The following is a 20,736-nucleotide window of genomic DNA, read 5'->3' as shown; positions in this document are numbered from 1 at the left end:
CGCGCGCGACGTCACCTCAACGCCGCGGGAACCCGAGAGTTCCACCCGGGGAACAGACGCTATTCCGCCGCCACGACCGGCACGCGCGCATACTTCGCACGAACGGACGCGGAAGCTGGCGAGAAGTTCAACGACGCACCGCGTCGATCGGAGGCGCGGGCAGCGACCACCAAGCCGCCGGCACCCGCGACGATGTCGCCCTTGCGCAGCGTCGGATCGTCCTCGATCTTGACCGACGCGAGGCCAAGCTGATCCTTGCCATTGCACGTACAGCCCGCCACCAGTTCACTGCGAAAGCGGAACGCGTTCGGTAGTTCGGAATAGGCTTTTCCGTTCTCGGTGGTGGCGTGATCAATGCTGCTGCCATAAACGATTTTGATTTCGCTGGCGGGGCAGAAGCTGTTGCAGGATGCGGCGCGGCTCTGGCTATCGCTCGCACTGATCGGGAAATAGCGCCCGTCACAGGTGCGAACGCAATAGGCCTGACCGCCGCCCCCGCCATACGACACGCGGGGACGCGGCTGCTCGACCGGACGGCCCAAGAAATCGCCTTCGCTGGCGAACGGCATCGCCCTCGAAGGCTCAGCCCGCGATGGTGCAAGCGACGGATTGTCGGAAAACGAGGTGAAAAGCGACGTGAAGAAGTCGCGGGCCTGCGCCGTCGGCGCAGCGCTCAAGACGCATATTGCCGCGATCGCGCCGCCCCACCGGGTCCCTGATGTACTCGTCATACCGCGCTTCCCGACCGGGACTCCCTTGGGCTTAGTACAGCGAAGAAGTCGAAAGGTTCATGGCCTGACGATCCGGACGCGCCGCTGCGGGACGCGGCGCAATAGCCGCGGCAGGGCGAACGGTGATCGTGCCTTTCGCTGCCTCGAAGTGTGGCGCGCCGGTCTTCGGCAGCACCACGACCTTGGTGCCGACATCGACGCGGCTGAACAGATCGGCCACGTCTGCATTGGTGAGGCGGATGCAGCCCGAGGACACGAACTTGCCGATGGTCGAGGGATCGTTGGTGCCGTGGATGCGGTATTGGCTGGTGCCGAGATACATGGCGCGCGCACCCAGCGGATTGCCGGGTCCGCCCGCCATGAAGCGCGGCAGATAGGGCTGGCGGGCGATCATCTCCGTCGGCGGGTGCCAATCCGGCCACTCCGCCTTGCGGCTGATGGTCTGCACGCCGGACCAGGTAAAGCCCTCGCGGCCGACGCCGACGCCGTAGCGAATGGCGCGGTTCTGGCCGAGCACGTAATACAGCGTCGTATGACCGGTATCGATGATGACGGTGCCGGGCGCTTCGCGGGTGTCGTAGGCAACGATGGCGCGGCGCAGCCGCTCCGGCGTTGCGCCCGGCTCATCCTGTGGCAAAGCGAGTGCCGCGTCCTCCGAAGGGAATGCGCTCGATGGCGCCGCTGCATAACCTAGGACCTGCGCCGAGGCCTGAGTTGCGATCAATGCTGGCGCCAGTAACGCCGCAGTGAAAATCAGCGCACGGGTTGCACACGATACCTGTCTGCGATTTTCGGAAAATTGTGCCATGACCTGCCCCGTTCGATGCATCAGTGATGCGACTGCACAACCAACTCGAAAGAAGCTTCGCGGTTCCGGCGACGCGCGTGCGTCAATCAGCCTGTCAACCCCCGCGTCGTTTCACGTTCGCGCGATGGAACTTTTCGAGGGCGGTCTCGTTAAGGCGGCGGAAGCCCGGTTCACAGCGATCCCGGCACTGGGGTTACGCTCATGTCGCTCGGCACCATTCTCATAATCCTCCTGATCCTTGTCCTGCTCGGCGTGATCCCGAGCTGGGGTTACAGCAGTTCCTGGGGCTACGGCCCATCAGGCATCGTCGGCACGATCCTGGTCATTGTGGTCATCCTGCTGTTGCTGGGACGGATTTGAGCAACGACTTCCCGAAAGAGCGGCGTAACTCCGGGGCAAGTCCGTTGCGCGCGCTTCCTGCAGAGTATTCAGGCACGCCGGTGCCTGACAGCAGGACCGAGCAGCCGCCGATCATCCGCCGCGCCGAGGTCGTTGCCTTCGCGCTGGTGGCATTGCTGGTGATAGCCATCGTCACGGTGCTGTATTTCGCCAAGGCCTTTTTCCTTCCCGTCGCGACCGCGTTCGTCGTCGGCACCATGCTGTCACCGGCGGCCGGATATCTGGAGCGGCGTCACATTCCGCGATCGGTATCGGCGGTGTTGATCGTGATCGCGGCCTGCACCGGTGTCGCCTTCATCGTCGGGTTGATTGCCTCGCCCTTGATGGAGTGGAGCACGCGGCTGCCGGAGCTTGGAGAATTGCTGAAAGAAAAGATGCACATGTTCGACCGGCCGCTGGCGCTTTGGCAGCAGCTGCAGGGCATGCTGGGCGGCTCCGAAACGCTCCCGGGCTCGCCGTTCCAGATGCCGAAATTCGAATGGGTGCAGCCGACCTTCGAATTCCTGTCGCCGACTTTTACGGAATTCCTGTTGTTCGCCGCCACGCTGATCCTGTTTATCGCAAGCTGGCGGGATCTGCGCCGGGCGCTGGTCATGACGTTTGCCGACCGCGATACAAGGCTGCGCACCTTGCGCATCCTCAATGAGATCGAAGGCAGCCTCGGCGGCTACCTGCTGATGGTGACCATGATCAATCTCGGCGTCGGGGCTGCGACCGGGATCATTTGCGCGGCTACCGGAATGCCGAATCCAGCCGGTCTGGGGGCGCTTGCGGCAACCTTGAACTTCTTTCCAATCATTGGCCCGGTGGTCACCTTTGCTGTTCTTAGCGCGGTCGGCGTGATGTCGTTCTCGACACTCAGCGCCGGCCTGATGGCGCCACTTGCCTTTGTCGGCCTGACATTTCTGGAGGGGCATTTTGTCACGCCGACCATAGTCGGCCGGCGGCTCGAGCTGAACGCCCTTGCCGTGCTGATCGCGCTGGCGTTCTGGACTTGGCTGTGGGGACCGATGGGCGGCTTCCTGTCGTCGCCGATACTGATCGTCGGCCTCATTCTCAAAGAGCATTTGATGCCGGTCGATACGCCGCAATTGCCGCCGGATTGATCCGCGGGGACGCGGCGGGTCGACCAACTGGCGCCAGCGTTTCTTGCTAGCAACGCCAGCCGAACAATCTTTGGCTTTTTATCGGCTCAGGTCACGCAGCGGCCGGGCTGCAACTGCTTGGCGACTTCGGTCAGGACGCTGACGACGGGCTCGCACGCAACGGTGCGGCCCACCGGCTGTTTGGTCAGCACCGGAGCGGGGGACGTGTTACGGGCTTCCTTCCGGGCTACCGGTACCCGGACCAGAATCGAGGTGTCGGAAAGCCCGTCGACCGAGACGGAAATCGTTTTGGTTTGCAACGCGTTAGCCGGGGCGCCCGCGCGATCGGCCTTGGCTTCGCGATTGATGGTGGCCTGAGGCGCCGGTTCCGGGGCCACAGCGGTCGATTGCCGCGCCAACCCGACGAGGTCGCTGCCGGAGGCATATTGTGCCGCTCCGAGGCTCAATGAAAGTGCGACGGCGCCCAAAATTCCCGAAAAGATTTTTGCCATGGCCTGCCCGCCTTTAATGCTGTGTCGCTGCAAGCGCGAACAGGTTCACAACGCGGGCTGCTATGTCGGGTTCGGAACGCGGCTATCACTTAACCGTGTACAAAATATTTCCGTAGCTCGGGAACGAGTTCTGGGGCCGTGCGTAGTCAAGGCAGCCGGTTATCCCCCCTGCCCCAATTAACCGGTGACGTAGGGCGCAGCTGTGGTGATGCCAGCTGCGCCCTGCTTTTTGTTCCGATACACGGCCGAAAGAAGAACGCCGCAACGAGCATCGTCGCGGCGCTGAAACTGCTTTTCTGAAACAGGATTTTTAGGAAGCCGCCGCCCTCTGTGCCCGGTTGCGCGAGTTGCGCTGGAAGAACAGCGCCTGGCTGGCGACGGCGGATACCATCGCGGGCTGGAACGGTTTTGAGATCAGGAACGCCGGCTCGGGGCGCTCGCCGGTGAGGAACCGTTCGGGGTAGGCCGTGATGAACACCACCGGCACCTCGAAAACCTTCAGCAGTTCGTTGACGGCATCGAGACCGGAACTTCCGTCGGCAAGCTGGATATCTGCCAGAATCAGTCCCGGCTTTCTGTTTTTCGCCAGCGCCACCGCATCGGAATGGGTGCGCGCCACGCCGATGACGTTGTGACCGAGATTCTTCACCAGACTCTCGAGGTCCATCGCGATGAAGGTCTCGTCCTCGATGATCAGCACGTCGGTGGCGATCTCCGCCGCCATTTCGCGGCCGGCGGTATCCGCGAGCTTGCGGGTTTCGGCAACGTCGCTGTCCAGAATGAAGGCAACCTCTTCCTCCGAAAAGCCTTCCAGTGACAGCAGAAGGAACGCTTGACGCGGCAGCGGGGTAATGTTCGACAGCCGGCGCTCCGACGGGCTCGACAGCGGGATCACGTCGGCATCCTCGTTGATCGAGACCGAATTCCAGATCTGTGTGAACAGCCGAAATAGCCCGGCGCGCGGTCCGTGCCGCTCGTCGAGCAAGGACTGGTCCTGCAGCAGAGCCTCCAGCATGGCTCCAACATAGGCATCGCCGGACGCCTGATTTCCCGTTAGAGCCCGGGCATAGCGCCGCAATAACGGTAAATGTTCAGCAACCAGCTGTGATCGGGACATCCCCACTCCATTGTGTCTAGGGCCAAAGCAACTGATCGGGGTGGCCCCGGTTCCCACGACGTGCCTACCTACGCCCCAGCCAGACAAAAGTTCCCTTTATTCGGAACTTTCGGGGCAACTTGGAATTAGCACCCATACAACAAATGCTGCCAAGACTCCAAAAATCAATGAAATTCTTGGAGTTACAGGGAATTAACGCTTGGGGAAAACTGGATCCAGCTCATGAAAGATGTAAAATCTCAAGCCAGCAAGAGTGCCGGGCCCGGTAAGCAGGGAGGCCTGAATGCTGAGATTCAATCCCGAATCGGTCACCAGTTGCGCGCGATGTACGACGATGTCGTGCGCCAGGGCGTGCCGGACCGCTTCGCGGAGCTGATCCGCAAGCTCGATACGCCGCCCGAGGGCGGCGGGGGCGATCCAACCGCTAAAAACGAGGGGAGGACCTGATGCCTCTCACCGATTCACTGCGCGACGATATTCTAGCGTCGGTGCCCAGCCTGCGCGCGTTTGCGATCTCGCTGAGCGGCAATGGCGACCGAGCCGACGACCTGGTCCAGGAAACGCTGCTACGCGCGCTGGCCAACATCGACTCGTTTCAGCCCGGCTCCAACCTGCCGGCCTGGTTGTTCACGATCCTGCGCAACCTGTTCCGCTCCGACTACCGCAAGCGGCGGCGGGAGGTGGAGGATGCCGACGGCAGCTACGCCAAAACTCTGAAGACACAGCCGGCGCAAAACGCGCATCTGGAGTTCGAGGAGTTCCGCGCGGCGCTGGACAAGCTGCCTCAGGACCAGCGCGAAGCGCTCATCCTCGTGGGTGCCTCCGGATTCTCCTACGAAGACGCCGCGGCGATCTGCGGGTGCGCGGTGGGAACCATCAAGAGCCGCGTCAACCGCGCACGTTCCAAGCTCAGCGCCTTGCTTTATGTCGATGGCGCGGAAGATTTCGGCCCCGATGACACCGTTCGTGCCGTGATCGGCGGCAGCGGCTAAGGCCTTCAACGACCTTAAGGAAGCCGAAAAAAGCGGCCCGCTTCGGTGGCCGTTTTTTTCTTGCGGTCCCGACGCCATAAACCAGGCGAATTTCGTGACGGGCGGAAACGGCGCGATCGGCTACGACCGCCGGTTCACGGGCGCCGACAACGCTTCGGTGCGGTCCCTCTCGGACGTATCCATGACGGTTTCCATCGGCGCGGTAAGTTCGTACACATAGCTGACCTCGGTAAAATACCGCTTCGCCGTGCCGCCGAGCGCTTCGGGCGCGACGCGGTCCAGCAGGATGATCCCGAAATCACTGTCGGCACGGCGCGTCGCCGCACTCGTGTTGGATTCTTCCCAGTGGAAATGAAAAATTGCCTCCGGTCCTTCTCCCGTCACTTCCCAGGAGGCGACGATGTTCGGATGCTTGCCGACCAGCGAAAGCCCTTCGTCGGAATGCGATGCCAGTTCGAAGAACAGCAGCGACAGGCTTTGCGCGGCGCGGGCGCTCACCACGATATCCGGACCGGTCACCGCAATACGATCGGCGTGGGGAATCGCGCGCGCCTCGAACAATCCTTTCAGCTTGACACCTTGCCACTGGCTCTCGCTCAAGAGCGAGACGACGTTCGACATGGCGTGGATGCGTCCGATTAGCAGCTCACGGGCGACATCGATATCGGAACCGTGGCGCAAGGTGCGCGTCACGATCGATTGAATCACCGCCAGGATGTTCTTCACGCGGTGATTGAGTTCGTCGATGACCGCGGTGAGGCGGCGTTCGAACCCGATCCGCACCTGGATCTCGCGGCTGAGCCGCAGATTGTTATAGGCGACATATCCGAAAAGCCCGCAGACGATGCTGGTCAGCACAAGTCCGATCGTAGCCACGATCACGGCCATTTGCTGCGCGCGCTTGACCGCGCTGGTCTTGGCGTAATAGCCCAGCGACCAGTCGCGGCCACCGAAAGTCACTGTTCGCACCATCGACGGCACCGGATCGTTCTGGCTCGCGACTCTCGACGTGACATTCCCCCGGTCGTCGGCAATCAGTTCGCGGTCCGGGCTGCGCGGATCTTTCAGCACCACCGAGAACAGCGACAGATCGTCGTTGGTCAGCATCAGCGACGCCAGCTCGTATGAAAAAGTCACGAACCCGGCCGGCGTATCGCCGCCATCCCGTAGAACCGGCGCGGCGAGAACCAGCCCAATCACACCGTCCGGACGCAACAGCGGAGTGGGATCCGACGCCACCGGCCTGCCCTCGGCCATCGCGCCGATCAGCATCGGTCCGAGCAAGAGACTTCGGTCAAGCGAGCGGCCCGCCGAGGCCATCATCTGCGCATTGCGCGGCTCGACGTCCATCACAACGTCGATCGGTTGGCCGAGGACGCGCGTATCCAGCGGCTTGTCATCAAAGTCGCGAATAGCGGGATTGGGGAAACCGGCGCTCGCCAGTTCGGCGCGCGCCGCCTCCAGTTCGTCCGGCTGCAACCGCGCGACCCAGCTGGCGACCACGAAATCGGTCTTGAACGCGTAGATCGAGGACCGCAATGGCTGCAGCATGTTCGCCTTCATGACCGAAGGCGTGCGAAACAGGCCCGAGGCGACCCGCGCCAGCAATTCGCGCTCGGTCAGCCGGTCCTGAACCAGGCTTGCATGAAGATCGATCGCGCGCGCCAGCGCAACACCGTTGATGGTCAATTCCTGATCGTAGACGCGATAGGCCGCGACGCCGGAGAGCAAAACCCCGACAAGCGCCGCCAGACCGATAATGAAACCCAGACGAACCACGCGCCTACTCGGAAATGAGAATACCTGCCGTTCGCGGCATGACCTTTGGATTGAAATGCTTACTACGCGGAGTCGAGCGGGATAATGAAGAAGCGATCATCGTTACGCAACTGCGGTTCGGGGACAAGCGATTGCCGCGCACGTCGGCCGGCAGAGCTGGAGGATGCTAATCGCAGCGCTTCAATTTGGTTCCGGCAACGGTTCGAATATTTTCGACGCCACAATCGTTAACGTCATTTAGACGGCTTTCGGATTGCCTTCACGCCCGCCGGCCGGTCGAGCCCGCCCTTGGCCTCGATGAACTGGATGATGCGGTCCAGCCCCTCGCTCTTCTTCAGGTTGGTCATGACAAAGGGCCGCTCGCCGCGCATGCGTTTGGCATCGACATCCATTTTTTCCAGGGAAGCGCCGACATGCGGCGCGAGATCGATCTTGTTGATGACCAGAAGATCCGACCGTGTGATTCCGGGGCCGCCTTTCGAAGGGATCTTGTCGCCGGCGGCGACGTCGATAACATAGATGGTGAGGTCCGCAAGTTCGGGCGAAAACGTGGCGGCGAGATTGTCGCCGCCTGATTCGATCAGCACCATGTCGAGATCGGGAAATTTCGCGCGCATGTCGGCCACCGCGGCGAGGTTCATCGAGGCGTCCTCGCGGATTGCGGTATGCGGGCAACCGCCGGTCTCGACGCCGGCGATGCGGTCCGGCGTCAGCGATCCCGAGCGCACCAGAAATTCGGCGTCCCATTTGGTATAGATGTCGTTGGTGATCGCCGCGATGTCGTAACGTTCGCGCATGGACTTGCAAAGCAGGTCCATCAGCGCGGTTTTTCCCGATCCGACCGGACCACCGATGCCGACGCGAAGCGGGCCGTGAGAATGGAGCATGTCAGTTTCCCGGTCCGTTGAGGAGCAGAACCAAAAATCCCGCCGCAAGCAGCAGACATAGCGGCGAATAATAATGCCGGTCGAGCGAGGCGAAAGGCTCGCGCGGATGACGCGCACGCCAGGCCGGTACATAGCCCGCGATGCCGCGTCCGGCAAAAACCAAAGCGGTGGCGGCGCCCGCCAGCGGAATTGTGAGCGCCAATACCGATGCATCGATCAGACCGTCCAACATCAGCGCGATTACACCAGAAATATAGATCGCAAGCGCCGCGAGATAACATTGATTGGGAGACGGCATCTTGTCGCTTCGATGTCCGATCACCGTCGCTACCAGGTCGGCCTCGGTCTTGCGCGGCCAGCGAACTCCCGTTCCCCACGCCACATGGATCCCCGCGATGGCGGTGAGGAGGACGAAGATTACCAGCGCGATGAAGCTCATGATCGAAACAGCCTTGTGTACTGGGTCTCGTGACGCATGCTTGAGAGATCGGCGCGAAACGTCGCGCTGCCGAGGTCGTCCAGCGCCGCGCCGATCGTGCGTTTTGCCGTGGCGGCCACGATCGGCTCCAGCGCCGCCAGCGCGCGCTGGCTGTCGGTCTGTCCCAAAGGGATCAACCGCGCGCCGGCGGAAATCCAGTTCGACGTCAGCGCGTGCAGAAACGCATGCATGGTCGGCGCGAGAGGGATCGCATGCGCCGCGCTGACGATACCGGCTGCGACGGGATAAACGATCGCGCCATTGCAAGCTGCGACCAGCCGATCGAGGCCATCGCAATTCCAAGCCGCGCGCGCGATGTCGATAAAGGCGCGGCCTTGCGACGCCGTTTCCAGGTGGCGCTCGCGCGAGGGCGCGAAGGCGGCGGCAAGCTCGGCCACCTCGCGCAGCATTGCATCGTCGGAGGATGTTGCCGCGCGGTGGGTATACGCCAAGAACACCCCGTCGCAAAATCCGGGGCCATCCTCGAGCATCGACGAAAGCCAATCCCGTAGCGTCGCCGCGTCGCCGATATCGCCGGCTTCCACCGCCCACTCGATGCCGCTGGAGTAGGAAAATGCGCCGACCGGAAACGCCGGCGACAGCCAGGTCATCAGCCGGTACAGCGCCGCGGCTTCATCGGCGGATAGCGTGGCGCCCGGTCGGGCCAGCGGGCCACGATCCGCCGGCTTACTCGTGGTCATGAGCATGGGAATAGCCCTGATGGTCCCCGTGATCGCAATGTTCATCGTGGTGATGATGGTCGTGATGATCATGGGCCGAAGGATCATGCGCCGCATGGCCGCCGCCGGCATAGGCACCGCCTTCCGGATCGAATGGCGCCTCGATCTCGATCACGCGCGCGCCGAGCCCCTTCACCATGGCCTCGATCACATGATCGCGGCGGATGCGCAGGCCCTTTGCCATGATCTGTGTCGGCAGATGGCGGTTGCCGAGATGCCAGGCGACGCGAACCAGATGCTGCGGGTCGGTGACGCGAATCTCCGCCAGCGGCTCCGCCGCGGCCACCACTTCGATCAGGCGGCCGTCTTCCAGCACCAGCGCGTCGCCGCCGCGCAGCGCGATCGCGTTTTCCAGATCAAGCAGGAATTTTAAGCCGCGCGTGCCGGTCATCGCCATCCGCCGGCGATGGCGGTCGTCGAAGCCGAGCACGACGGTGTCGGCCCCGGCCGCCTTCCAGTGATGCTGGCCCTCAACCCGCGTGGCGCGGATCATGTGAACACTCTCACAGCTTCTCCACCTTGCCGTCGCTGATGATCTCGATCACGGTCGGCGACGCCTTCAGCGGCGCGGAGTATTCGCGCCAGGTTTTCATATGCGGCGCGCGGCCATGGGCATTGAGGTCCTCGCGGCTTTCCCAGCGCTCGACCACCACGAACAAATTGGGATCATTGATGCTGGCGTGGCTCTCATAGGCGATGCAGCCGTTTTCCTTGCGGGTCATGGCGATGCACTCCTTGGCGCCCTTGATGAAGGCGTCCCGCGATTCCGGCTTCACTTGCGTGGTGGCAACGACGTAGATCATGGCATGGTCTCCCGGATAATTCTTGATTAGCGGACGTCGACTTTTTCGGGCGTGATGATCTCGATCCTGGGCGGCGCGCTGATGCACTCCTTGACGATTCTGCGCCAGGCCCTCATGTGATCGCTCGCGCCGTGCGGGCCTAGCGCTTCGGCGTTCTCCCACTGCTCGACGAACACGAATTTCGCAGGATCGGTGACGCTCTCGGTCAGGTCGTAGGAAATGCAGCCCGACTCCTTGACGGTTTCGGCGATGCAGGCCTTGGCGCCGGCAATGAATTCGGCCGCTGTGCCCGGCCTGATGGTCAGTGTAGCGACGACGTAGATCACGAAATCCTCCCGGTGTTTTTGTTGTGCTTGTTACGACAACCCAAGCCGTCATGCCCGGGCTTGTCCCGGCCATCCACGTCTTTGCGCGGCGCAGCGTAGAAGACGTGGATGGCCGGGACAAGCCCGGCCATGACGGCGGACCTAGGGTTCAAAACATAAAATACCGCTGCGCCATCGGCAGCACTTCCGCCGGCGCGCAGGTCAGAAGCTCGCCGTCGGCGCGGACCTCGTAGGTCTCGGGATCGACCTCGATATTGGGCGTGGCGTCGTTGTGGATCATGCTCTTCTTGGAGATCTTTCCGCGGGTGTTTTGCACCGGATACAGCGTTTTTTGAATGCCGAGTTTCTTCGCCAACCCCGAGGCAACCGCCGCTTTCGACGTAAACACCACGGATGAGGCGGTGAGCGACTTGCCGTAGGCCGCGAACATCGGCTGATAATGCACCGGCTGCGGCGTCGGGATCGAGGCGTTGGGATCGCCCATCGGGGCGGCGACGATCGAGCCGCCCTTGATGATGCAGTCCGGCTTGACGCCAAAGAATGCCGGCGGCCACAGCACGAGGTCAGCGAGTTTTCCCTTCTCCACCGATCCGATCAGTTTTGACACGCCATGGGCGATCGCCGGGTTGATCGTGTATTTGGCGATGTAGCGTTTGACGCGAAAGTTGTCGTTGTTGCCCTTGTCCTGGGCGAGCTGCCCGCGCTGCTTCTTCATCTTGTCGGCGGTCTGCCAGGTGCGGATGATGACCTCGCCGAGCCGGCCCATGGCCTGGCTGTCCGACGACATCATCGACAGCGCGCCGAGGTCGTGCAGGATATCTTCCGCCGCGATGGTCTCCTTGCGGATGCGGCTTTCCGCAAAAGCGAGATCCTCGGCGATCGACGGATCGAGATGGTGGCACACCATCAGCATGTCGAGATGCTCGTCGATGGTGTTGCGCGTGAACGGCCGGGTCGGATTGGTCGACGACGGCAGCACGTTTTTCAGCCCCGCGATCTTGATAATGTCAGGCGCGTGGCCGCCGCCGGCGCCCTCGGTGTGGAAGGCGTGAATGGTGCGGCCTTCAAACGCTTTCACGGTGTCCTCGACAAAACCGGATTCGTTCAGCGTGTCGGAATGAATCATGACCTGCACATCGTAATCGTCGGCGACTGACAGGCAATTGTCGATCGCAGCCGGCGTGGTGCCCCAGTCCTCGTGCAGTTTCAGCGCGCAGGCGCCGGCCTTGATCATCTCCACCAGCGCGGCGGGCCGCGACGCGTTGCCCTTGCCGGAAATGCCGAGATTGACCGGGAAGGCGTCGAACGACTGAATCATCCGCCCCATGTGCCAGGGGCCGGGCGTGCAGGTGGTCGCAAAGGTGCCGTGCGACGGCCCGGTGCCGCCGCCGAGCATCGAGGTGACGCCGCTCATCAGCGCGTGCTCGATCTGCTGCGGGCAGATGAAATGGATGTGGCTGTCGAACCCGCCCGCGGTGAGGATTTTGCCCTCGCCCGCGATCACGTCGGTGCCGGGGCCGATGACGATGGTGACGCCGGGCTGGATGTCGGGATTGCCGGCCTTGCCGATCGTGGAGATGTAGCCTTCCTTGATGGCGACGTCGGCTTTCACGATGCCCCAGTGATCGACGATCAGCGCATTGGTGATGACGGTGTCGGCCGCGCCCTGCCTGTTGGTCACTTGCGACTGCCCCATGCCGTCGCGGATCACCTTGCCGCCGCCGAATTTCACCTCCTCACCATAGGTGGTGAAATCCTTTTCGACCTCGATGATGAGATCGGTATCCGCCAGCCGCACCCGGTCGCCGGTGGTCGGACCGAACATGTCGGCATAGACGGAACGTTTAATCTTGATGGACATCAAAGCTTCCCCATCACGTCGCCGCGAAAGCCGTAGACGACGCGCTTGCCGGCCAGCGCCACCAGTTGCACATCGCGGGTCTGGCCCGGCTCGAAGCGCACCGCGGTGCCGGCGGCGATATCGAGCCGCATGCCGCGCGCTTTTTTCCGCTCGAATTTCAGGGCCGGGTTGGTTTCGAAGAAATGATAATGTGAGCCGACCTGGATCGGCCGGTCGCCGGTGTTGGCGACGGTCAGCGTCACCGTCTTGCGGCCGGCATTGAGTTCGATCTCGCCGTCCTTGATGAACAATTCGCCGGGGATCATTCAGAATACCTCGCAAATTTTTGCAGCGTCATGGCGGGGCTTGTCCCGGCTATCCACGTCTTGCTCCGTCTCAAAAAGAAAGACGTGGATGCCCGGCACAAGGCCGGGCATGACGAACTTGAAGGCCGCGCCACTCTCATCGGATCGGCTCGTGCACCGTGACCAGCTTGGTGCCGTCGGGAAACGTGGCTTCCACCTGGATGTCGTGGATCATCTCGGCGATCCCGTCCATGCACTGCGCGCGGGTGATGACTTCGGCGCCGGCTTTCATCAGTTCGGCGACGGTGCGGCCGTCGCGCGCGCCTTCGACGATGAAATCGGAGATGATGGCGATGGCTTCGGGATGGTTGAGCTTGACGCCGCGCTCCAACCGGCGGCGCGCCACTAACGCCGCCATCGAGATCAGCAGCTTGTCCTTTTCGCGGGGGGAGAGATTCATGCCGGCACTCTGTCGCGTTTCTAAAATCTAGTTGAGCCACAGCCGCGGCAGCGCCGGGCCGCCGATGCTGCCGAGCACCGCGATCATGTCGGCGCGGAGTTTTGCCGCATCTTGTGCACAGAAGCGCGCCATTGCAAAGCCGTTCCAGCAGGAGATGCCGACCTCGCCGCTGAGCGAGTCCGAGGCCTCGCGAATCCGCGTCACCAGCGCCTCGTCGCCCGGCACGATCAGCGCGGTGCCGATGGCGACGCCGCCCCTCGCCACCGCGGGGCGCGCGAGTTTTTCGCCGACGTCACCCTCGAGCCGCACGGTTTCGGCGAATACCATCCTGCCGCCACGGCGCAGCCGCCAGCGGTCGACAAAACTCCCGGTCAGCATTTTCTCGCCCATCGCGGCGCGGCCGAACACCACGATTTCGCACAGCAGCAGCGAGGCGCTTTCAGCGAGATCGATGTCGATGCGCCGGTTCACCCGCGCCCGGTCGAACAGGATGGTTTCCTGCGGCAGCCAGGCAAGATGCGAGCCCGCCGCGGCCTTCAGGGCGATGTTGAGCTGCGCCGCCGGTCCGTGCGCGCGATAGATTTTTTCGGCGGCGGCCGTCGTCACCGTAAGCCGCGCGCCCTCCCCGGCCGCGATGTCGATGTCAAAACGGTCGCCGCCGGCGATGCCGCCCGCGGTGTTGACGAACACCGCCGAGAGGCCCTGGGCTTCCGGCGACGGAAACCGAACGCGCAGCGAGCCGGATTCGTGCAGCTGCCTCCGCCGCGTAACACCGTCGACCAACGCCACATCGAACGCCACAGCGCCAACCGCGCGATTGGCCGCGAAAAGCTCCGACGCCACATTTGTGAGTTCGGTCTGCATCCCCCCCCCCGGCCGCGACCGGGACCGATCGCGTGACAAACCCATCTTACAGCGCCAATTCTACAACGCCATGGCCCGGCTGATCTCGGCGGGATCGAGATTGCTGCGGTCGCAGCTATACTTGACCGCGCCGCGATCCATCACTGCGAACTGGTCGCCGAGTTCGCAGGCGAAATCGAGATATTGCTCGACCAGCACGATGGCGATGTTGCCGAGGCTGCGGAGATAGGAGATCGCCCGGCCGATGTCCTTGATGATCGACGGCTGGATGCCTTCGGTCGGTTCGTCGAGCAGCAACAGTTTTGGCCGCATCACCAGCGCACGGCCGATCGCAAGCTGCTGCTGCTGGCCGCCGGAAAGATCGCCGCCGCGCCGGCCCAGCATGGAATTCAGCACCGGAAACAGCGAGAACACGTCGTCGGGAATATGGCGGTCGTTTCGCTTCAGCGGCCCGAAGCCGGTCTTGAGATTTTCCTCCACCGTCAGCAGCGGAAAGATTTCGCGGCCCTGCGGCACGAAGCCGATGCCGCGCCGCGCCCGTTCATAGGGCCTTAAGCCCGTAATATCGGCGCCATCAAAGGTGATCGAGCCCGAGGCGATCGGATACTGCCCGACCATGGCGCGGAGCAGGCTGGTCTTGCCGACGCCGTTGCGGCCGAGGACGCAGGTCACCTTGCCCGGCTCGGCGGCGATCGAGACGCCGCGCAGCGCCTGCGCCGCGCCGTAATAGAGGCTGATGTTGTTGACGTTCAGCATTGCACCATCTCCCGTTCACCTCGTCCTTCGAGACGGTCCTTCGGACCTCCTCAGGATGAGGTGAACTGCTGCCTCACCTGAGGCGAATTATTGCCTCATCCTGGCGCGAACTGCTGCCTCATCCTGAGGAGGTCCGAAGGACCGTCTCGAAGGACGGATGAGGACGCTTACCTTCCCAGATACACTTCGATCACCCGCTCGTTCGACGACACCTGGTCGATGGTGCCTTCAGCCAGCACCGAGCCTTCATGCAGACACGTGACTTTCACGCCGAGTTCGCGGACAAACGTCATGTCGTGCTCGACCACCATCACGGTCTTGTCCTTGTTGATTTCCTTCAGCAGCTCCGCGGTCTGATGGGTCTCGACGTCGGTCATGCCGGCGACGGGTTCGTCGACCAGCAGCAGTTTCGGATCCTGCGCCAGCAGCATGCCGATCTCGAGCCACTGTTTCTGGCCATGCGACAGGCTTCCGGCCAGCCGGTTGCGCGCGTCGGTCAGGCGGATGGTTTCGAGCACGCGCTCGATCCGCTCGGATTCGTCTTTTGTTTCCCGCCAGAACAGCGTGCCCCGAACGCTGTGGTCGACATTGAGCGCCAGCAGCAAGTTGTCGTGGATGGTCTGGCTTTCGAACACCGTCGGCTTCTGGAATTTGCGCCCGATCCCGAGTTCGGCGATCCGCGTCTCGTCAAGCCGCGTCAGGTCGGTGGTGCCGTCGAACAGCACGTCGCCTTCGTCGGGTTTTGTCTTGCCGGTGATGATGTCCATCATGGTGGTCTTGCCGGCGCCGTTGGGGCCGATGATGGCGCGCATTTCGCCGGGCTCGAGCGTCAGCGACAGGTTGTTGATGGCGTGAAAACCGTCGAACGAGACGTGCACGCCGTCGAGATACAGCATCGCGGAAGTGGCCCGGGTGTCCATGACGTTCATGCGCTCACTCCGCCGGATTCGGTTCGCTGACGCCGTCCTCGAGCGCGGCGCTCTCGGCGGCGGCCGACATGCGCTGCGCCTTGTACGGTTCCCACCAGGCGTTGAAGGTGCCGATGATGCCCTTGGGCAAGAGCAGCGTGACCAGGATGAACAGCGCCCCCAGCATGAACAGCCAGTACGGCGCCAGCGGACCGGAGGTGAACACCGTCTTGGCGTAATTGACCACGATGGCGCCCAGCGCTGCGCCGGTCAGTGTGCCGCGACCGCCGACCGCGACCCAGATCACCGCCTCGATGGAATTGCCCGGCGCGAATTCGCCGGGATTGATGATGCCGACCTGCGGCACATACAGCGCGCCGGCGACGCCGGCCATGCAGGCCGACAGCGTGAACACGAACAGCTTGTAGGATTCGACGCGGTAGCCGAGAAACCGGGTGCGCGATTCGGCGTCGCGCACCGCGATCAGCACCTTGCCGAGTTTTGACGTCACCACCGCGCGGCAGATCAAGAATCCGATGATCAGCGCAAGGCAACTCAGCGCGAACAGGGCGGCGCGGGTGCCGTCGGCCTGCACGTTGAAGCCGAGGATGTCCTTGAAGTCGGTGAGGCCGTTATTGCCGCCGAAACCGAAATCGTTGCGGAAGAATCCCAGCAACAAGGCATAGGTCATCGCCTGGGTGATGATCGAAAGATACACGCCGGTGACACGGGAGCGGAACGCGAACCAGCCGAATACGAAGGCGAGCAGGCCCGGCACCAGAATGACCATCAAGGCCGCGAACCAGAACATATCAAAGCCGTGCCAGTACCACGGCAGTTTCGGATAGTTCAGGAACACCATGAAGTCCGGCAGCAGCGGATTGCCATACACGCCGCGGCTTCCGATCTGGCGCATCAGATACATGCCCATCGCATAGCCGCCGAGCGCAAAGAACGCGCCATGGCCGAGCGATAGAATGCCGCAATAGCCCCAGATCAGGTCGATCGAGAGCGCGAGGATGGCGTAGCAGACATATTTGCCAAACAGCGCCACCAGATAGGTCGGCACATGAAACATCGAGCCTGCCGGCAACAGCAGGTTCGACAGCGGCAGCAGCACGCCGACCGTAGCGACGATGACCAGAAACACCGTCGCGCTGCGATCCAGCGAACGCGTCAGGATGTGCGAGGTCATGGGATGGCTCCGCCTACTACTCGCGGCACCATCTCAACACGTCGTCCCCGCGAAGGCGGGGACCCATAACCCCTGGCGTTAGTTGGTTCAGAAGGCCTCTGCCACACTGCCGAAACGAGACGACACGGCATATGGGTCCCCGCCTTCGCGGGGACGACTCGTGGAGAGGACCATCGGAAGCCAAAGGCGTCGTTGGTAATCGTCATCATGCCTCCACCGCCCGCCCCTTCAGCGCGAACAGGCCGCGCGGGCGTTTCTGGATGAACAGGATGATGAGGACGAGAATGGCGATCTTGCCGAGCACGGCGCCCGCCACCGGCTCAAGGAATTTGTTGGCGATGCCGAGCGTGAACGCGCCGACCAGCGTGCCCCACAGATTTCCGACGCCGCCGAACACCACCACCATGAAGGAATCGATGATGTAGCTCTGGCCGAGATTGGGGCTGACATTGTCGATCTGCGACAAAGCCACGCCGGCGATGCCTGCGATGCCGGAGCCGAGGCCGAAGGTCAGCGCGTCGACGCGTGAGGTCGCGATCCCCATCGACGCCGCCATGCGGCGATTTTGCGTCACCGCCCGCATCTCGAGCCCGAGGCTGGTGTAGCGCAGCATGGCCAGCAGGATCGCAAACACCGCCAGCGTGAAGCAGAGAATCCACAAGCGATTGTAGGTGATGGTGATCTGGCCGATCTCGAACGCGCCGCTCATCCAGGAGGGATTGCCGACCTCGCGGTTGGTCGGCCCGAACATGGTCCGGACGGCCTGCTGGAGAACCAGCGACAGCCCCCAGGTCGCCAGCAGGGTCTCCAGCGGCCGCCCGTAGAGGAAACGAATGATGCTGCGTTCGATCAGGATGCCGATGGAGCCAGCCACGATGAAGGCGAGCGGCACCGCGATCAGCAGTGAAACATCGAACAGGCCGGGATAGTGGGTGCGGATGGTTTCCTGGACCACGAAGGTGACATAGGCCCCGATCATCACCATCTCGCCATGCGCCATGTTGATGACACCCATGACGCCGAAGGTGATGGCAAGACCGATCGCCGCCAGCAGCAGAACCGAGCCGAGCGAAACGCCGTACCAGGCGTTCTGCACGGTGGACCACAGCGCCAGATTGCTCTGGATCGCCGACGTGGCGTTGGCGGCGGCGCGCGCAACCGCGAGCGGCTGATCGCCCGACAGCCCGGTCAGCAGCGCCAGCGCCTCCTGATCGCCGCGCGCCTTGATGGTGGCGATGGCCTCCAGCTTCTCGACCTCGGTGGCGTCGGGCTTGAACAGCAGGATCGCCGCGCGCGCCTCGGTAAATGCCAGCTTCGCGGCCTTGTTGGTTTCCTTCGCCAACGCGCCGTCGACCACCGGCAGCATGGACTCGTCATGGGTCTTGAACACCGACTGCGCGGCCTGGACCCGTTTGGCCGGGTCCGGCGACAGCAGCGTCAATCCGCCGAGCGCGGCCGCGACGACGCGGCGCAGCTTGTTGTTGAGACGCACGGCGCTGACGCTGTTCGGCACGCTGGCAACGGCGGTGCCGGTCGCGGCGTCGACACTCTTGCCGTCCGGCTGGGTGATGTAAACTTTCTTGGTATCCGGATCGGCCATCAAGCGGCCGTCCTGCAGCGCGCTGATGATGGGATAGGCCAGCGGATTGCCTGACGTCGCCACCGCGCCCACGGCTTCTTCGGTATCGGAATACGAATCGTTGGCGAATTGCGCGACCGCATCTTCGAACGAACCCGCAACCGCCGGGAAGGCGGAGGCGGCGATCAGCAGGAGTACGAATGAAAACGCGCGAAAGCCTTCACAGATCTTGGTGAGCACTGATGCGACCCCGGCAGAGGTAGCGAGAAGGCGGCGGACATCGCCGCCTTTAGATATTGTAGACCGTCATTGCGAGGAGCACTTGCGACGAAGCAATCTCCCCCTCCTAACCCTCCCCCGCAAGCGGGGAGGGAAGGGAGGGGAGCTTCTGGATTGCTTCGCACAACGGGACGGCGCTCTGCGCCGACCCGTTGGCTCGCAATGACGCGTCAGATCAGGAGCCCTGACCGCCGCACTTGTTGGTCTTGGTGTTGTAGTTGCCGCACTTCTTGCCGACCCAGTCGCCGATCAGGTCCTTGGAGCCGTCGAGCTCCTTCGACCATGCATCGCCGGCAACCAGGCCCGGGGTCTTCCACACCACGTCGAACTGGCCGTTGGCTTTGATTTCGCCAATGAACACCGGCTTGGTGATGTGGTGGTTCGGAAGCATCTCCGAGGTGCCACCGGTGAGATTCTTCGCCTTGATGCCGGGCAACGCGTCGATCACCTTGTCGGCGTCGACCGACTTCGCCTGCTCGACCGCCTTGACCCACATGTCGAAGCCGATGACGTGAGCCTCCATCGGATCGTTGGTCACGCGCTTGGCGTTCTTGGTATAGGCCTGCCAGGCCTTGATGAACTTCTCGTTCTCCGGGTCCTTGATCGACTGGAAGTAGTTCCAGGCGGCGAGATGGCCGAGCAGCGGCTTGGTGTCGATGCCGGCGAGTTCTTCTTCACCCACCGAGAACGCCACCACCGGAATGTCGGTTGCCTTGACGCCCTGATTGCCGAGTTCCTTGTAGAACGGAACGTTGGCGTCGCCGTTGATGGTCGAGACCACCGCGGTCTTCTTGCCGGCCGAGCCGAACTTCTTGATGTCGGCAACGATGGTCTGCCAGTCCGAATGACCGAACGGCGTGTAGTTGATCATGATGTCTTCCTGTGCGACGCCCTTCGACTTCAGGTACGCCTCGAGGATCTTGTTGGTGGTGCGCGGATAGACGTAGTCGGTGCCGGCCAGCACCCAGCGCTTCACCTTTTCGTCCTTGGCAAGATAGTCGACCGCGGGGATCGCCTGCTGGTTCGGCGCAGCACCGGTGTAGAACACGTTGCGCTCGCTCTCCTCGCCTTCATACTGCACCGGGTAGAACAGGATCGAGTTCAGTTCCTTGAACACCGGCAGCACCGACTTGCGCGACACCGAGGTCCAGCAGCCGAACACCACGGAAACCTTGTCCTTGGTGATCAGCTCGCGGGCCTTTTCCGCGAACAGCGGCCAGTTCGACGCCGGGTCGACCACCACGGCCTCCAGCTTCTTGCCGAGAACGCCGCCCTTCTTGTTCTGCTCGTCGATCAGGAACAGGACCGTGTCCTTCAGCGTGGTTTCGCTGATGGCCATGGTGCCCGAAAGCGAGTGAAGGACGCCGACCTTGATGGTGTCATCCGCCGCTTTCGCGGGTGTAAATGTGGCCAGGCCCAAAACCAGGCCGGCACTTGCCGCCAGCCAACGGCGCCGGGTCACCGGTTTCGCGATGGCATAAGTCAAATCGTTGATCATGTGCTGTCATCTCCCTGACGCAGACGTAAAGACGCTGCGAAACGGCCCCACGGCCGCCTGCGTTAACCGAATCGCAAGAAGCATGCCACGGTGCACACATGGCGTAACCTCATGGGTTCGCTTGAGAATCTGAATTCAGAAGCGTGTTTTGTGGTTTTGTTGCCTAAAATTTAGACCACAAAAATGTGTACTTAGTCGGCACTGTGTTTATTTATTAGGCAAATGAGATGGATTGTCTAAATTTCCGGCAGCTGGGGTTGATTCCGAAAAACGGATTGGCCGCTTTCATTACGGAGCGGACGCGACTTTTGAGATTCATCTTGAAAGCGCCGCGTTCGTGTTCCATATGAGCGCCAAGACCTTGAGAATCATATCCTTGAGAATCATCAGGTCAT

At 62.5% G+C, this 20,736-nt stretch carries 24 protein-coding genes; 4 read left to right on the top strand and 20 right to left on the bottom strand.

What is annotated here, in order from left to right:
* Positions 1-59: 59 nt before the first annotated feature.
* Both VGP39_RS26520 and VGP39_RS26515 read right to left on the bottom strand, forming a co-directional pair.
* Positions 60-731 carry a DUF2865 domain-containing protein gene (locus VGP39_RS26520; RefSeq protein WP_327571058.1) on the bottom strand — a complete coding sequence of 224 codons (672 nt, stop codon included), beginning with the start codon at positions 729-731 and terminating at the stop codon, positions 60-62.
* A gap of 31 nt (positions 732-762) precedes the next feature.
* Positions 763-1,539 carry a L,D-transpeptidase gene (locus VGP39_RS26515; RefSeq protein WP_327571057.1) on the bottom strand — a complete coding sequence of 259 codons (777 nt, stop codon included), beginning with the start codon at positions 1,537-1,539 and terminating at the stop codon, positions 763-765.
* A 201-nt stretch (positions 1,540-1,740) separates the two neighbouring features.
* Between VGP39_RS26515 and VGP39_RS26510 the strand changes: the two genes are divergently transcribed.
* Positions 1,741-1,899 carry a DUF3309 family protein gene (locus VGP39_RS26510; protein WP_327571056.1) on the top strand — a complete coding sequence of 53 codons (159 nt, stop codon included), beginning with the start codon at positions 1,741-1,743 and terminating at the stop codon, positions 1,897-1,899.
* 44 nt (positions 1,900-1,943) lie between these two features.
* Entirely contained in the window at positions 1,944-3,044 is a 1,101-nt protein-coding gene (locus VGP39_RS26505; protein ID WP_327571055.1) for an AI-2E family transporter, read from the top strand.
* A gap of 86 nt (positions 3,045-3,130) precedes the next feature.
* On the opposite strand, the gene VGP39_RS26500 is transcribed toward VGP39_RS26505, so the two are convergent.
* On the bottom strand, positions 3,131-3,568 hold the full coding sequence (locus VGP39_RS26500; protein ID WP_327571054.1) for a hypothetical protein: 438 nt from the start codon (positions 3,566-3,568) through the stop codon (positions 3,131-3,133).
* Positions 3,569-3,845: 277 nt separating this feature from the next.
* Positions 3,846-4,652 (bottom strand): response regulator, encoded by an 807-nt coding sequence (locus VGP39_RS26495; RefSeq protein WP_327571053.1) that lies wholly within the window; start codon positions 4,650-4,652, stop codon positions 3,846-3,848.
* Positions 4,653-4,874: 222 nt separating this feature from the next.
* On the opposite strand from VGP39_RS26495, the gene VGP39_RS26490 reads away from it, so the two are divergent.
* Positions 4,875-5,099 carry a NepR family anti-sigma factor gene (locus VGP39_RS26490; protein ID WP_327571052.1) on the top strand — a complete coding sequence of 75 codons (225 nt, stop codon included), beginning with the start codon at positions 4,875-4,877 and terminating at the stop codon, positions 5,097-5,099.
* Positions 5,099-5,644: a sigma-70 family RNA polymerase sigma factor gene (locus tag VGP39_RS26485; RefSeq protein WP_327571051.1), complete on the top strand. Its 546-nt coding sequence runs from the start codon at positions 5,099-5,101 to the stop codon at positions 5,642-5,644. The genes VGP39_RS26490 and VGP39_RS26485 overlap by 1 nt, the downstream gene beginning before the upstream one ends.
* A gap of 120 nt (positions 5,645-5,764) precedes the next feature.
* Here VGP39_RS26485 and VGP39_RS26480 read toward each other — a convergent pair whose 3' ends face one another.
* The 16 genes from VGP39_RS26480 to urtA all read right to left on the bottom strand — a co-directional run bounded on the left by VGP39_RS26480 (position 5,765) and on the right by urtA (position 20,341).
* Positions 5,765-7,423: a CHASE domain-containing protein gene (locus tag VGP39_RS26480; RefSeq protein ID WP_327571050.1), complete on the bottom strand. Its 1,659-nt coding sequence runs from the start codon at positions 7,421-7,423 to the stop codon at positions 5,765-5,767.
* 233 nt (positions 7,424-7,656) lie between these two features.
* Complete coding sequence (gene ureG / locus VGP39_RS26475) at positions 7,657-8,310, bottom strand: urease accessory protein UreG (RefSeq protein WP_327571049.1); 654 nt, start codon at positions 8,308-8,310, stop codon at positions 7,657-7,659.
* A 1-nt stretch (position 8,311) separates the two neighbouring features.
* A complete protein-coding gene (locus VGP39_RS26470; RefSeq protein ID WP_327571048.1) occupies positions 8,312-8,749 on the bottom strand; it encodes a DUF3995 domain-containing protein in 438 nt (145 codons plus the stop codon).
* Positions 8,746-9,495, bottom strand: coding sequence for an urease accessory protein UreF (locus VGP39_RS26465; RefSeq protein ID WP_327571060.1), 750 nt, complete (start codon positions 9,493-9,495; stop codon positions 8,746-8,748). The genes VGP39_RS26470 and VGP39_RS26465 overlap by 4 nt, the downstream gene beginning before the upstream one ends.
* Positions 9,476-10,021, bottom strand: a complete 546-nt coding sequence (locus VGP39_RS26460) for an urease accessory protein UreE (protein WP_327571047.1) — start codon at positions 10,019-10,021, stop codon at positions 9,476-9,478. The genes VGP39_RS26465 and VGP39_RS26460 overlap by 20 nt, the downstream gene beginning before the upstream one ends.
* 10 nt (positions 10,022-10,031) lie before the next feature.
* Positions 10,032-10,331, bottom strand: a complete 300-nt coding sequence (locus tag VGP39_RS26455; RefSeq protein WP_327571046.1) for a putative quinol monooxygenase — start codon at positions 10,329-10,331, stop codon at positions 10,032-10,034.
* A 26-nt stretch (positions 10,332-10,357) separates the two neighbouring features.
* Complete coding sequence (locus tag VGP39_RS26450; protein ID WP_327571045.1) at positions 10,358-10,657, bottom strand: putative quinol monooxygenase; 300 nt, start codon at positions 10,655-10,657, stop codon at positions 10,358-10,360.
* Between the two features lie 148 nt (positions 10,658-10,805).
* Positions 10,806-12,518, bottom strand: a complete 1,713-nt coding sequence (gene ureC, locus VGP39_RS26445; RefSeq protein ID WP_327571044.1) for an urease subunit alpha — start codon at positions 12,516-12,518, stop codon at positions 10,806-10,808.
* Entirely contained in the window at positions 12,518-12,823 is a 306-nt protein-coding gene (locus VGP39_RS26440) for an urease subunit beta (RefSeq protein WP_327571043.1), read from the bottom strand. Before VGP39_RS26440 ends, ureC begins: the two co-directional genes overlap by 1 nt.
* A gap of 136 nt (positions 12,824-12,959) precedes the next feature.
* Positions 12,960-13,262: an urease subunit gamma gene (locus VGP39_RS26435; protein ID WP_327571042.1), complete on the bottom strand. Its 303-nt coding sequence runs from the start codon at positions 13,260-13,262 to the stop codon at positions 12,960-12,962.
* Between the two features lie 27 nt (positions 13,263-13,289).
* On the bottom strand, positions 13,290-14,126 hold the full coding sequence (locus VGP39_RS26430) for an urease accessory protein UreD (RefSeq protein ID WP_327571041.1): 837 nt from the start codon (positions 14,124-14,126) through the stop codon (positions 13,290-13,292).
* A gap of 60 nt (positions 14,127-14,186) precedes the next feature.
* Positions 14,187-14,882, bottom strand: coding sequence for an urea ABC transporter ATP-binding subunit UrtE (urtE, locus tag VGP39_RS26425; RefSeq protein WP_327571040.1), 696 nt, complete (start codon positions 14,880-14,882; stop codon positions 14,187-14,189).
* Between the two features lie 167 nt (positions 14,883-15,049).
* Positions 15,050-15,811, bottom strand: a complete 762-nt coding sequence (gene urtD / locus VGP39_RS26420) for an urea ABC transporter ATP-binding protein UrtD (RefSeq protein ID WP_327571039.1) — start codon at positions 15,809-15,811, stop codon at positions 15,050-15,052.
* A gap of 4 nt (positions 15,812-15,815) precedes the next feature.
* On the bottom strand, positions 15,816-16,985 hold the full coding sequence (gene urtC / locus VGP39_RS26415; RefSeq protein WP_327571038.1) for an urea ABC transporter permease subunit UrtC: 1,170 nt from the start codon (positions 16,983-16,985) through the stop codon (positions 15,816-15,818).
* A 205-nt stretch (positions 16,986-17,190) separates the two neighbouring features.
* A complete protein-coding gene (gene urtB / locus VGP39_RS26410; RefSeq protein ID WP_414644817.1) occupies positions 17,191-18,750 on the bottom strand; it encodes an urea ABC transporter permease subunit UrtB in 1,560 nt (519 codons plus the stop codon).
* A 268-nt stretch (positions 18,751-19,018) separates the two neighbouring features.
* On the bottom strand, positions 19,019-20,341 hold the full coding sequence (urtA, locus tag VGP39_RS26405; RefSeq protein WP_327571037.1) for an urea ABC transporter substrate-binding protein: 1,323 nt from the start codon (positions 20,339-20,341) through the stop codon (positions 19,019-19,021).
* Between the last annotated feature and the right edge of the window lie 395 nt (positions 20,342-20,736).

This window comes from Bradyrhizobium sp., from assembly GCF_036009065.1.
Lineage (GTDB): Bacteria > Pseudomonadota > Alphaproteobacteria > Rhizobiales > Xanthobacteraceae > Bradyrhizobium.
This window is presented reverse-complemented; position numbering and strand designations above follow the sequence as displayed.